Raw genomic sequence first — 12,555 nt, 5'->3', positions numbered from 1 at the left:
CCTCTTTTTCTTATTGATGGTGTAGACGAGTCAACGGCCTTTGAAGTGAGCCACGTTGTCCTTTGCAGTTGCGCCAGTGCTGGCCAGGTGCAGGCGCTCGCCATTGTCGGCGTCGAACAGAAGCACCCGGGCCGGGTCGAATTGCAGGTTGAGGGTGTCACCCACCCGGCACACCACATCCGGTGCAAGGCGGCAGCACACTTTTGTCTGGTTGAGCGTGACGAACACCAGCAGGTCCGGCCCGGTGGGCTCTGTGACCTGCACCTCGGCGCGGATACCCGGCAAACCATTACCGTCAGCAGCGCCCAGGGCGATCTGCTCAGGGCGGATGCCGAGGATGATCTCGCGCCCCTCCAGCTCGTCAGCAGCCAGCCCCAAAGGCAGCTCGCAGCGTGCCTGGCCGCTGTCGAGCAGCGCCAGCAAGCGGCCATCGTGCCTGGCCAGACGCACCGGAATGAAGTTCATCGGCGGCGAACCGATGAAGCTGGCCACGAACTGGTTGGCCGGGTCGTTGTAGATCTGCTGCGGGGTGCCGAACTGCTGGATGATGCCGTCCTTCATCACCGCCACCTTGTCGCCCAGGGTCATGGCCTCGATCTGGTCATGGGTGACGTACACCGTGGTGGTCTTCAGGCGCTGGTGCATCAACTTCATTTCGGTGCGCATTTCGACCCGCAGCTTGGCATCGAGGTTGGACAGGGGTTCATCGAACAGGTAGATCTTGGGTCGCCGCGCCAGTGCCCGGCCCATGGCCACGCGCTGCTGTTGGCCACCGGACAGCTGCGCCGGCTTGCGCGCCAGCAAGTGTTCGATCTGCAGCAACTTGGCCACCCGCGCCACTTCCTCGTCGATGGCGGCCTGGGGCAGCTTGCGGATCTTCAGGCCGAACTCGATGTTCTCACGCACGCTCATGGTGGGGTACAGCGCATAGGACTGGAACACCATGGCGATATCGCGGTCCTTGGGGCTCATGCCACTGACGTCCTGCTCGTCGATGAGGATAGCGCCGCCGGTAATCTGCTCCAGGCCGGCGATACAGTTCATCAAGGTCGACTTGCCGCAGCCCGACGGCCCCACCAGGATCAGGAACTCGCCATCCTTGATCGACAGCTGGATGTCCTTGAGGGTGTCCGGCAGGCCGCTGCCGTAGGTTTTGTTCACATTGCGAAGTTCGAGCGTTGCCATGGCTTACCCCTTGACCGCGCCGGCCGTCAGCCCGCGCACGAAATATTTGCCTGCCACCACATAGACCAGCAGGGTTGGCAGGCCAGCGATCATCGCTGCCGCCATGTCGACGTTGTATTCCTTGGCCCCGGTGCTGGTATTGACCAGATTGTTCAGGGCTACGGTGATCGGTTGCGAATCGCCGCTGGAGAACACCACGCCGAACAGGAAGTCGTTCCAGATCTGGGTGAACTGCCAGATCAGGCAGACCATGATGATCGGCGTGGACATCGGCAGAATGATGCGGCGGAAGATGGTGAAGAACCCGGCACCGTCCAACCGTGCGGCTTTGACCAGCGCGTCGGGGATACTCACGTAGAAGTTGCGGAAGAACAGCGTGGTGAAGGCCAGGCCGTAGACCACATGCACCAGCACCAGGCCGCTGGTGGTGCTGGCCAGGCCAAGCTTGCCGAGGGTGAACGAGGCCGGCAGCAGCACGGTCTGGAACGGCAGGAAGCAGCCGAACAGCAGCAGGCCGAAGAACAGTTGCGAACCCCGAAAGCGCCACATCGACAGCACATAGCCGTTCAGTGCACCAATAGCGGTGGAGATCAGCACCGCTGGCACGGTAATCATGATCGAGTTCCAGAAGTAACCGCTGACCGCTGCCCAGGCCTTGGCCCAGCCTATGCCGGTAATCACCGCAGGCCAGCTCAGCAGGTTGCCGGTGCTGATGTCTTCGGGGGTCTTGAAGCTGGTCAGCAGCATCACCACCAGCGGTACCAGATACAGCAGCACGGCTATCAGCAACACGGCATGGATGGCCATACGGCTGAAGCTGAGCACCGGCTTGTCGACAGGACTATGCATGGCGTTTGCTCCGCAGCTCCGAGTACAGGTAAGGCACGAGGATCGCCAGGATCGCCCCGAGCATGAGGATGGCGCTGGCCGAGCCTATGCCCATCTGGCCGCGGCTGAAGGTGAACGAATACATGAACATTGCAGGCAGGTCGGACGAGTAACCCGGGCCGCCGGCCGTCATCGCCGCCACCAGGTCGAAGCTCTTGATGGCAATGTGCGAGAGGATCATCAGCGCGCTGAAGAACACTGGGCGCAGGCTGGGCAGCACTACAGTCCAGTAGATGCGCGGCAAGCTGGCACCGTCGATCTGGGCGGCGCGGATGATCGATTGGTCAACGCCGCGCAGGCCGGCGAGGAACATCGCCATGATAAAGCCCGAGGCCTGCCACACGGCGGCGATCACCAGGCAGTACACGACCCGGTCAGGGTCGATCAGCCAGTCCAGGCGAAAGCCCTCCCAGCCCCAGTCACGCAACAGCTTGTCCAGGCCCATGCCGGGGTTGAGCAGCCATTTCCACGCGGTACCGGTGACGATCATCGACAACGCCATGGGGTACAGGTAAATGGTGCGAATGAAGCCCTCACGGCGGATGCGCTGGTCCAGCAGCACCGCCAGCAACACACCGATGGCCAGGCTGATGGCAATGAACAGGCCGCCGAACAGAAGCAGGTTCTTGCTCGCCACCCACCAGCGGTCGTTGTCGAACAGACGGGCGTATTGCGCAAGGCCCGCCCACTTGTAGGTGGGCAGAAAGGTCGAGGTGGTGAAGGACAGCACGAAGGTCCAGAGGATGTAGCCGTAGAAGCCCACCAGGACGATGAACATGCTGGGTGCCAGCACCAGCTTGGGCAGCCAGCGCTGAAGCGCGTCCAGGGGTGAGGCCCGCAGTTGGGCGGTGGTAGTGCTCATGTATTGAATCCCGAGGTAGTGGCGGTGCTGCGCACCGCTTCGCGGGCAAGCCCGCCCCCACAGGTCCGGCATCATGACCAGGAACTGTGGTGAGCAGGGCCCATGTGGGAGCGGGCGTGCCCGCGAACAGCCGTTACCGGGCAGCCTTGATAGCCGCCGCCAGCTTCTTCGCCGCATCGGCCGGGTCGGCCTTGGGGTCGTTGATGTAGTTGGTCACCACATCGAAGAACGCGCCCTGCACGGCCAGCGTGGTGGCCATGTTGTGCGCCATGCTCGGTTGCAGGCCGCCAGTTTTGGCGTCGGCCAGGAAGTCCTTGGCAGAGGTTTGAGCACAGGCATCGAAACCATACTTGCCCATGTCGGCAAGCATGTCGTTGCGTACCGGGATCGAGCCCTTGTTGATGCTGAAGACCTTCTGGAAATCCTCACCCAGCACCTTGCGGGCGATATCCTGCTGGCCAGCAGAGGTGCCAGCGTTGTTCTGCTTGAACACCACCAGCGAGTCGATGTTGTACAGGAACGCCTTGTCGGTGCCGGGGAATGGCACGCACTGGTAATCCTTGCCGGCGGTTTTCTTTGCCAGTGTCCATTCGCTCTTGGCCCAGTCGCCCATGATCTGCATGCCGGCCTTGCCGTTGATGACCTTGGCGGCTTCCAGGTTCCAGTCCTGGCCCTTGCCGTCCGGGTCCATGTAGGTGGCGACCTTCTTCAGCTCGGTCAGCGCCTTGACCATGTCCGGGCCGGTCAGGGCGGTGTTGTCGAGGTCGACCAAGGCCTTCTTGTAGCCGTCGACGCCCATTACCGACAACACCACGCTTTCGAACACGGTGCTGTCCTGCCAGGGTTGGCCACCATGGGCCAGCGGGATGAAGCCAGCAGCCTTGAGCTTGTCAGCGGCGGCGTAGAATTCCTCGAGGGTGGTGGGCGCCTTGTCGATGCCGGCCTTCTTGAATACTTCGGGGTTGATCCACAGCCAGTTGATACGGTGGATATTCACCGGCACGGCAACATAATCACCGTCGTACTTCACGGTGTCGGCGACTTTCTTGTCCAGCAGGGAGTCCCACTTTTCTTCCTTGGCCACATCCTTGAGCACATCGGCGTCCAGCAGGCCGGTGGCCGCCCAGTCCTGGATGTCGGGGCCTTTGATCTGCGCGACACCGGGCGGGTTGCCTGCGACGGCGCGGCTCTTCAGCACGGTCATGGCCGTGGCACCGCCGCCGCCGGCAACGGCGCCGTCCTTCCAGATGAAGCCATCTTTTTCGACCTGGGCCTTGAGCACATCGACCGCGGCTTTTTCACCACCGGAGGTCCACCAGTGCACCACTTCGACGCTGCCTTTGGCGTCAGCAGCCTGGGCACCCAGGGGGATCAAGGAGGCAAAGGAAATTGCGGCAGCGAAACGGAGCGTGGAATTCATCGAGGCACCTTTCTTGTTGTTATGCCGTGCAAGTCGATCGCTTGCGTTGCATGAAGTCTAAACAGCGCGCTCGCCTCGTCAGGTAACGAAGCGATGCGTGAATGTCATCGTTTGGTTACATTGCCGCCCAGGTTGCTGGCCAGGCTGGGTGCCAGGGGCAAGCCTGGCAACAGCAGCGCCTGGTAGGCGTGATAGAGGTCGGGCTTGCCCGGCCAGAGGGTGCCGGCCGGCTGGTTGTGTGCATCGAGTTCGTGGTGCCAGCTGCCGCCGATGGGGTCGATGAAATGATTGGCGATAAAGCCCCAGCAGCAGCGGTACCACTGTTCGTAATGCGCCTCGCCGGTGCGTTGCAACAGGGCTGCCGCAGCGGCGCAGGCCTCGGCGTGCACCCAGTGCAGTCGTGCATGCACCACCGGGCGATCAGCCCAGTCCAGCGTATAGACGAAACCCGGTTCACCATCGACGTTCCAGGCCTGCTGGCAGGCGGTGTCGAACAATGCGCGGGCACTGTTCGGCAGCCATTGCGGGGCGCACAGGCCGGCCCGTTCAAGGCTGGCTTCCAGGTGCAGCAGCAACCGCGCCCACTCCAGGGCATGCCCGGGTGTAGTGCCATAAGGCCGAAAGGGGTCGGCGGGGTGTTCGAGGTTGTAATCCGGCAGCGGTGCCCAATGGGCATCGAAATGTTCGATCACCCGATAACCGTTGGCGGCAGCATGGCCATGGATGATGCGTTCGGTAATTCGCAGGGCGCGTTGCAGCCACAGGCCGTTGCCGGTGGCATCTGCCAAAGCCAGAAAGGCCTCGGTCGCGTGCATGTTGCTGTTGGCGCCCCGGTACGGCTCGGGGAGCTGCCAGGCGCGGGAGAAGGCTTCCCGCAGGGCACCTTCTTCTTCGCTCCAGAAATGCGCTTCGATCACCTGGATTGCGTCTGCCAACAGCGTGCCAGCGTCGACAGCGCCCGCCACAACCGCCGAGCTGGCAGCCAGGGCGACGAAGGCATGCAGGTAGGCCGCCTTGCCGCTATCGACGTGGCCGTCGGGGTGAGCGAACCAGCCGCCGTGGTCGGCATCCTGCATGGCTCCGCGCAGTGCTGCCACACCGTGCTCGGCATAGGCCAGGCTGCCAGGGATGCCCTGCAGATGGGCCAAGGCGAAGCAATGGGTCATACGGGCGGTGTTCATGGTTTCGGCACGGGCACCAGGGGCGAGTTGCCCGTTGGCATCCAGATTGCCGAAACCGTCGGGTAGTTTCGCGGCCTTGGCAAAGGCCAGCAGGCGCTGTGCTTCGGCCAAGCGCCAGGCGTTGTGGGCCGGGGCATTGAGCCAGCTGTCAGCGGACAGGTTGAGGGAGGTCATGGGCCAGCTTGATCCTTGCCAGTCATTTGCGAATTCTAGCCAGCGGGGTCATGGCGGATGTCACGAAGGACGGCGGGATTGTCACCGGTCAGTGACATTGCGCCTGCCTGTATTGGCCTCTTCGCGGGCGCGCCCGCTCCCACAAAGACCACACAGCCTTCCAAGTTTACGCTGTACCTGTGGGAGCGGGCTTGCCCGCGAAGAGGCCCACACAGGCACCCCAAAAAATCAATCCATACCCCGTGGCAGATACAGAGTCACCCGCAGCCCGCCCTCGCGCAGGTTCAGCAAGCTCACCTCGCCCCCATGGCTATGGGCGATGTTGCGCGCAATGCCCAACCCCAGCCCATACCCCTGCTGCTGCCCGGCCAGACGGAAATGCGGCTCGAACACCTGTTCCAGCTGCTGCTGCGGCACCCCGGGCCCCTGGTCATCCACCTGCAGCACAAAGCCTTCTGCCCCGTCGATGATGCGCAGCCGCGCCCGTTCGCCGTACTTGATGGCGTTGTCGATCAGGTTGCCGATGCAACGACGCAATGCCAGCGGCTTGCCCGGGTAAGGCGCCAGCGCCTGGCCCTCGACGGTGATGCGACCATCGCCCAGGTAAGGCTCGGCCAGAATCTCCAGCACCTGGTTGAGGTCGACCGGCTCGATGTTTTCGTGGATGTCGGTGTCCTTTACGCACTGCAAGGCGCCTTTGACCAGCAACTCCAGCTCGTCCAGATCCTGGCTGAACTTGGCCTGCAGGCGCTCGTCCTCCAGCAGTTCGACACGCAGGCGCAAGCGGGTGATTGGCGTGCGCAGGTCGTGGGAAATGGCGCTGAACAACTGGCTGCGTTCGGTCAGGTAGCGGCTGATTCGCTCACGCATGCTGTTGAACGCCCGACTAACCTCGACCACTTCACTGCCGCCCGCTTCAGCCAACGGCGCCACATCGGCGCCCAACGACATTTCCCGCGCAGCCCGCGCCAGCCGTTTGAGCGGCCAACTTTGCCAGTGCACCAGCAGGCCGATGAACAGCAGCAGCAAGGTTGTGGTGAGCACGATGAAACCGATCTGCTGCCGAGGCAGGCGTTCGGCCTCCAGGCTGGTATAGGGTTCGGGCAGCAACGAGGCGATATACAACCACTCCCCCCCACCCAGACGGATCTGCGTTACCAGCACCGGCGGGTTGAGTGGTTCCAGGGTCAACGAGTAATGCGCCCAGGAGCGCGGTAGCTCGTCGAGCTTCAGGCCACTGTTGAAGATACGCAGGTCGTCGGGGGCGACGAACGCTACGGAAATTTCCATCTGTGAACCCAGGCGCTCGTGCAGCACCTGCTGGAACACATCGATCACCGCCTGCTTGCGAGGGGTGATGGGCAGTGCCTGCATGTCCAGCGGCGTGGCGTTAAGCGACACGAAGAAACGCGTGCCGCCCATGCTGCGCAATTGGTCGAGCACCAGCGGCCGGTAGGCCACCGGCAGCGAGCGGAAGTAACTGACGCTGGCACTCATGGAATGGGCCAGGCTGCTGGCGCTGGCACGCAGCCCCTGAAGCTGGCTGGCGCGCAGCTGAGATACCCAGATAATGCTGGACAACCCCTGGGCCAGCAGGACAACCAGCAAGGTCAGCAGCAGCATGCGCCCCAGCAAGGAGCGCGGCAGCAGGCGCCAGCGCCGCTCAGGGCGCACAGCAGACATGCGCCGCCAACAAGTAGCCACTGCCTCGCACGGTGCGGATCAGCCGGGGAGGTTTGTCGGTATCGCGCAGGCGCTGGCGCAGACGGCTGACCGCCATGTCGACGATACGGTCCAGCGGCATCGGTTCGCGGCCACGGGTGGCGTTGCCGATGGTGTCGCGGTCGAGGATTTGCTGCGGGTGATCGAGGAACAGTTTGAGCAGGGCAAAGTCGGCGCCGGAGAGGATCACCTCCTCTCCATCACGGTGGAACAGGCGGTGGCTGACCGTGTCCAGGCGCCAGTCGTCGAAGGCCAGCACGGCGCTGCCCGGCGCCGTCTGGCCGAACTCGGTGCGGCGCAACAAAGCCTTGATTCGCGCTTGCAGTTCGCGGGGGCTGAACGGCTTGCCCAGATAGTCATCAGCGCCCAGTTCCAGGCCAATGACCCGGTCAGCCTCGTCCGAGCTGGCGGTGAGCATGATGATAGGTACGCGCGCCTGGCGTGGGTGCTGGCGTACCCAGCGGCACAAGCTGAAGCCGTCTTCGTCGGGCAACATGACGTCAAGAATGACCAGGTCGCAGGGCGTGGTTTCCAGCGCACGGCGAAAGCCCCTGCCGTCAGCCTCGGCATGCACCTGGAAGCCGGAGCGGCTCAGGTAGGTTTGCAGCAGTTCACGGATTTCCTGGTCGTCGTCGACCATCAGGATCGATTTGCCGGCAGTGCTCAAGGTGGTCCTTCCTCTTGTTGATTGCAGGTCTTTTTGCCTGCTGTCGGGTATTGCCATCGGGGCCGCCAAGTGGCCCCATCAGTGATCCAACGCCTGCTGCAACGCTACACCGGCCCCCTCCAACCCGGAAAACTCCGCCGTCACCAGCCACACCGGCACCCCGGCAAAATAGCCACTCATACACCCCTTGTCGGCAAAACTCGCGGCAAACCCGCTACGCAAGAACAGCTCGGCAAAGCGCGGAATCACACCGCCAACAATATAGACCCCGCCTCGTGCACCCAGCGTCAGCACATTGTTACCCGCCACTCGCCCAAGGAAACGGCAGAACTGCTCGACCACCGCCAGCGCTCGCGGCTCACCGCCCAGTGCGGCATCGGTGATATGCGCCGGGGTCTTGTGCCTGGGCGTGTCGCCGTCCAGCGCACAGATCGCCTGGTACAGCCGCACCAGGCCACCACCACTGAGCACGGCCTCGGCGCTGACATGACCGATCTGACTGTGGATCTGCTGGTGGATTGCCGCTTCGCGAGCATTGCCTACCGGCAGGTCAACATGCCCGCCTTCACCCGGCAGGGCCTTCCAGTGCTGTTCGCCCAGACGCAACAACGAGCCCACCCCCAGGCCAGTACCTGGGCCGATCACCAGTGCCGGCCTCGAGGGGTCGGCCTGGCCGGGGCACACCTCGCGGAACTCGCCTTCGCGCAGACGGGTCATGCCCAGCGCCATCGCGGTGAAATCATTGATCAGCAACAGTCGCTCGACCTGCAAGGTCTTGCAAAATGCCGTGCGGCTCAGGCGCCAGTGGTTGTTGGTGAAGCGGAATTCATCGCCATCGACCGGGCCGGCCACCGCCAGGCACACCGCCGCCAGGCCGCCACGGGCGATACCCTGGCTTTCCAGATAGGCCTCGATGGCCTGCTCGGGGTTGGTGTAGTCCGCGGTGGCGAAAATTTTTACCTCATGCAGCTGGTTGTCACGCCACAACGCAAAACGGGCATTGGTGCCGCCAATATCACCAACCAGCAGGTGCTTCATTTGAGGTGCTCCAGGGCCGAGGTAAAGGCACTGGCGCCCTGCTCTGCCGGGCTGAACGCCATGCGCATGAAGCCGAACAGCTCGCGCCCACACCCCAGGTCGTTGCCCTGGGGCGCTGGCGGCAGCTCACGGCTGGCCAGTTCTTCTGCCGACACCATGATCCGCAACGTGCCTTCGACACCGTCGACTCGCACGATATCACCATCGCGCACCCGCGCCAGCGGGCCGCCGTCGTAAGCCTCCGGGCAAACGTGGATGGCCGCGGGGATCTTGCCCGAGGCACCGGACATGCGTCCGTCGGTAACCAGCGCAACTTTGTAGCCACGGTCCTGCAACACACCGAGGAACGGGGTGAGCTTGTGCAGTTCCGGCATGCCATTGCAACGCGGGCCCTGGAAGCGCACCACCGCGACAAAGTCACGCTCCAGCTCGCCGGCCTTGAACGCGTCGGCCAGCGATTGCTGGTCCTGGAACACCCGTGCGGGGGCCTCGACCACCTGGTGCTCAGGGGCGACGGCAGACACTTTCATCACGCCACGACCCAGGTTGCCTTCCATCACCCGCAGGCCGCCTTCGGCCGAGAATGGCCGCGACACCGGGCGCAGGATGCTTTCGTCCAGGCTCTGTTGCGGCCCTTCGCGCCACACCAGCTTGCCATCGTCGAGGAAGGGTTCCTGGGTGTAGCGGCGCAGGCCATGGCCGGCCACGGTGTTGACATCTTCGTGCAGCAGGCCGGCGTCGAGCAGTTCACGAATCAGGAAGGCCATGCCGCCGGCAGCCTGGAAGTGGTTGATGTCGGCCTTGCCGTTGGGGTACACGTGCGACAGGGTCGGCACCACTTCGGAGAGGTCGGCCATGTCCTGCCAGGTCAGCTGGATACCCGCAGCCTGGGCAATCGCCGGGATGTGCAGGGTGTGGTTGGTCGAGCCACCGGTAGCGTGCAGCGCGACGATGGAGTTGACCAGCGCCTTCTCGTCGACGATTTCGCCCAGCGGCATGAAGCTGCCGCTGGCCTTGGTCATGCGCGTCACCTGCTGCGCGGCCTCGGCGGTGAGTGCGTCGCGCAGCGGTGTGTACGGGTTGACGAACGAGGCGCCCGGCAGGTGCAGCCCCATCACCTCCATCACCAATTGGTTGGTGTTGGCGGTGCCATAGAAGGTGCAGGTGCCGGGGCTATGGTAGGAATTCATCTCGGACTCCAGCAGCTCTTCGCGGCTGGCCTTGCCTTCGGCATAGCGCTGGCGCACATCGGCCTTCTGCTTGTTGGAGATGCCGGAAACCATCGGTCCGCCCGGGACGAAGATGGTCGGCAGGTGGCCGAAGCGCAGCGCGCCCATCATCAGGCCGGGGACGATCTTGTCGCAGATGCCCAGCATCAGTGCTGCGTCGAACATGTTGTGCGACAGCGCTACCGCCGTGGACATTGCGATCACTTCACGGCTGGCGATAGCCAACTCCATGCCCGGCTCGCCCTGGGTCACACCGTCGCACATGGCCGGCACGCCACCGGCAAACTGGCCGACCGAACCGACCTCGCGCAAGGCCTGCTTGATCTGCTCGGGGAAATGCAGGTACGGCTGGTGGGCAGACAACATGTCGTTGTAGGCCGAGACGATGGCCACGTTGGCCGCGTTCATCAGGCGCAGAGTCTGCTTGTCTTCGCTGCCGCAACCGGCCACGCCGTGGGCGAAGTTGGCGCACTGCAGGCTGGCACGCATGGGGCCGTCACTGGCCGCGCCACGAATCAGCTGCAGGTAGCGTTCGCGGGTGGCTCGGCTGCGTTCGACCAGCCGCTGGGTGACCTCAAGGATGCGCGGATGCATGTACTGGACTCCAGGCTAATTGTAAGGGCGGTTTACCGGGCATTTCCCCTCCAAACGATTGCGGCCTAGGCTCATGGTTAGGAGCCCGCTGCATCGGTGGAGGCACGTCGCCCAACCACTCGTTGTATATTTAAACAAAATACTGCCACTAAAAAGGCTTGTTTTCTATCAGCCAGTGAATAATCTTGTAATTCCAACAACAAAACCGTTTCAGTGAAGCTCCTTTGTGCCACAGGTTTCACTCGAACTGCCAGAGGTACTGCCATGACCCTTCGCATCGCCATCAATGGATTCGGCCGAATCGGGCGCAATGTCCTGCGCGCACTGTATACCCAAGGCTATCGCCAGGACCTGCAGGTCGTCGCCATCAACGACCTGGGCGACAGCGCCATGAATGCCCACCTGCTCAAGTACGACAGTGTCCACGGCATCTTTGACGCGACCGTCGAGGCCGACCACGAAAGCCTGACGGTCAACGGTGACCGTATCGCGGTCAGTGCCATCCGCAATCCGGCCGAACTGCCCTGGAAGGCCGAGGCGATCGACGTGGTGTTCGAATGCACCGGGCTGTTCACCGACCGGGCCAAGGCTGCTGCGCACCTGGCCGCCGGGGCGGGCAAGGTGATTGTCTCGGCACCGGCCAAGGGTGCCGATGCCACCGTGGTATACGGGGTCAACCACGACATCCTGCGCGCCTCGCACCAGGTCATTTCCAATGCCTCCTGCACCACCAACTGCCTGGCGCCGATCGCCCAGGTGCTGCACCGGGAGTTCGGCATCGAGCAAGGCCTGATGACCACCATCCACGCCTACACCAACGACCAGGTGCTGACTGACGTGTACCACAGCGACCCGTACCGCGCGCGTTCAGCGACCCAGTCGATGATCCCGAGCAAGACCGGTGCCGCCGAGGCCGTGGGCCTGGTGCTGCCGGAACTGGCCGGCAAGCTGACCGGCATGGCGGTGCGGGTGCCCGTCATCAACGTGTCGCTGGTAGACCTCACTGTCAACCTCAAGCGCGAAGCTACGGCGGAGCAGGTCAACCAGTTGTTCCTCGAGGCCAGCAAGCATTCCAAGGTATTGGGCTATAACGCCCTGCCATTGGTTTCCTGCGATTTCAACCACAACCCGCTGTCGTCGATCTTCGATGCCAACCATACCCGCGCCAACGGGCGGATGCTCAAGGTGCTGGCCTGGTATGACAACGAATGGGGGTTCAGCAACCGGATGCTGGATAACTGTTTGGCGTTGTGCCGGGCTGGCTGAGCATGACAAGGCATTTTCGGCGCCTATGAAATCGAGCGCCGCCCGCGCGGCGCATCGCGAGCAAGCTCGCTCCTACATTTGTTTCGGGCCAATTATGCCTGTGGGATTTGCGCGCGAACGCCCTGGCGTATGGCTCGATATCGCGTCGTACAAACAAGGCGGTCGCGCGCCAGTGGCACAGGATGGACTGGCCCGAAACAAATGTAGGAGCGAGCTTGCTCGCGATGCGCCGCGCGGGCGGCGCTCGATTTCAAATACACAGAAAATCCACCGCCAAGCGCCCGCAGACTCACAATCTTTACCTTTTCCTGATAATTCCACACTTGACC

The 12,555-nt window shown here is 63.1% G+C and carries 10 protein-coding genes; 1 reads left to right on the top strand and 9 read right to left on the bottom strand.

Translation table 11 applies throughout. The annotated features are described in order from the left end of the window. Nucleotides 1-30 precede the first annotated feature (30 nt). The 9 genes from AC3B5Q_RS04905 to edd form a co-directional block, all read right to left on the bottom strand. Entirely contained in the window at nt 31-1,185 is a 1,155-nt protein-coding gene (locus AC3B5Q_RS04905) for an ABC transporter ATP-binding protein (RefSeq protein ID WP_103463203.1), read from the bottom strand. 3 nt (nt 1,186-1,188) lie between these two features. Then, complete coding sequence (locus AC3B5Q_RS04900; RefSeq protein WP_103463204.1) at nt 1,189-2,034, bottom strand: carbohydrate ABC transporter permease; 846 nt, start codon at nt 2,032-2,034, stop codon at nt 1,189-1,191. After that, nucleotides 2,027-2,935 (bottom strand): carbohydrate ABC transporter permease, encoded by a 909-nt coding sequence (locus tag AC3B5Q_RS04895; protein ID WP_021781907.1) that lies wholly within the window; start codon nt 2,933-2,935, stop codon nt 2,027-2,029. Before AC3B5Q_RS04895 ends, AC3B5Q_RS04900 begins: the two co-directional genes overlap by 8 nt. Nucleotides 2,936-3,068: 133 nt before the next feature. Continuing rightward, nucleotides 3,069-4,355: an ABC transporter substrate-binding protein gene (locus tag AC3B5Q_RS04890; RefSeq protein ID WP_101196500.1), complete on the bottom strand. Its 1,287-nt coding sequence runs from the start codon at nt 4,353-4,355 to the stop codon at nt 3,069-3,071. A 104-nt stretch (nt 4,356-4,459) separates the two neighbouring features. Further along, complete coding sequence (locus AC3B5Q_RS04885) at nt 4,460-5,710, bottom strand: D-mannose isomerase (RefSeq protein WP_101196499.1); 1,251 nt, start codon at nt 5,708-5,710, stop codon at nt 4,460-4,462. A 228-nt stretch (nt 5,711-5,938) separates the two neighbouring features. Further along, nucleotides 5,939-7,393 carry an ATP-binding protein gene (locus AC3B5Q_RS04880; protein ID WP_392520117.1) on the bottom strand — a complete coding sequence of 485 codons (1,455 nt, stop codon included), beginning with the start codon at nt 7,391-7,393 and terminating at the stop codon, nt 5,939-5,941. Further along, nucleotides 7,374-8,099 carry a two-component system response regulator GltR gene (gene gltR / locus AC3B5Q_RS04875; protein ID WP_101196496.1) on the bottom strand — a complete coding sequence of 242 codons (726 nt, stop codon included), beginning with the start codon at nt 8,097-8,099 and terminating at the stop codon, nt 7,374-7,376. Before gltR ends, AC3B5Q_RS04880 begins: the two co-directional genes overlap by 20 nt. Nucleotides 8,100-8,177: 78 nt before the next feature. Then, complete coding sequence (locus AC3B5Q_RS04870) at nt 8,178-9,137, bottom strand: glucokinase (RefSeq protein WP_021781902.1); 960 nt, start codon at nt 9,135-9,137, stop codon at nt 8,178-8,180. Beyond that, nucleotides 9,134-10,960, bottom strand: coding sequence for a phosphogluconate dehydratase (gene edd, locus AC3B5Q_RS04865; protein ID WP_103443545.1), 1,827 nt, complete (start codon nt 10,958-10,960; stop codon nt 9,134-9,136). The genes AC3B5Q_RS04870 and edd overlap by 4 nt, the downstream gene beginning before the upstream one ends. 264 nt (nt 10,961-11,224) lie before the next feature. Between edd and gap the strand changes: the two genes are divergently transcribed. Beyond that, the gene (gap, locus tag AC3B5Q_RS04860; RefSeq protein WP_021781900.1) at nt 11,225-12,226 is read left to right on the top strand and encodes a type I glyceraldehyde-3-phosphate dehydrogenase; all 1,002 of its coding nucleotides are present in this window, start codon (nt 11,225-11,227) and stop codon (nt 12,224-12,226) included. Nucleotides 12,227-12,555: the final 329 nt, after the last annotated feature.

It is taken from the genome of Pseudomonas sp. D5(2026) (assembly GCF_057766845.1).
This window is presented reverse-complemented; position numbering and strand designations above follow the sequence as displayed.

What these genes read in the sequence shown, in the direction of transcription:
- AC3B5Q_RS04905 (WP_103463203.1), bottom strand. Translation starts at nt 1,185, where the DNA reads ATGGCAACGCTCGAACTTCGCAATGTGAACAAAACCTACGGCAGCGGC.
- AC3B5Q_RS04900 (WP_103463204.1), bottom strand. Translation starts at nt 2,034, where the DNA reads ATGCATAGTCCTGTCGACAAGCCGGTGCTCAGCTTCAGCCGTATGGCC.
- AC3B5Q_RS04895 (WP_021781907.1), bottom strand. Translation starts at nt 2,935, where the DNA reads ATGAGCACTACCACCGCCCAACTGCGGGCCTCACCCCTGGACGCGCTT.
- AC3B5Q_RS04890 (WP_101196500.1), bottom strand. Translation starts at nt 4,355, where the DNA reads ATGAATTCCACGCTCCGTTTCGCTGCCGCAATTTCCTTTGCCTCCTTG.
- AC3B5Q_RS04885 (WP_101196499.1), bottom strand. Translation starts at nt 5,710, where the DNA reads ATGACCTCCCTCAACCTGTCCGCTGACAGCTGGCTCAATGCCCCGGCC.
- AC3B5Q_RS04880 (WP_392520117.1), bottom strand. Translation starts at nt 7,393, where the DNA reads ATGTCTGCTGTGCGCCCTGAGCGGCGCTGGCGCCTGCTGCCGCGCTCC.
- AC3B5Q_RS04870 (WP_021781902.1), bottom strand. Translation starts at nt 9,137, where the DNA reads ATGAAGCACCTGCTGGTTGGTGATATTGGCGGCACCAATGCCCGTTTT.
- edd (WP_103443545.1), bottom strand. Translation starts at nt 10,960, where the DNA reads ATGCATCCGCGCATCCTTGAGGTCACCCAGCGGCTGGTCGAACGCAGC.
- gap (WP_021781900.1), top strand. Translation starts at nt 11,225, where the DNA reads ATGACCCTTCGCATCGCCATCAATGGATTCGGCCGAATCGGGCGCAAT.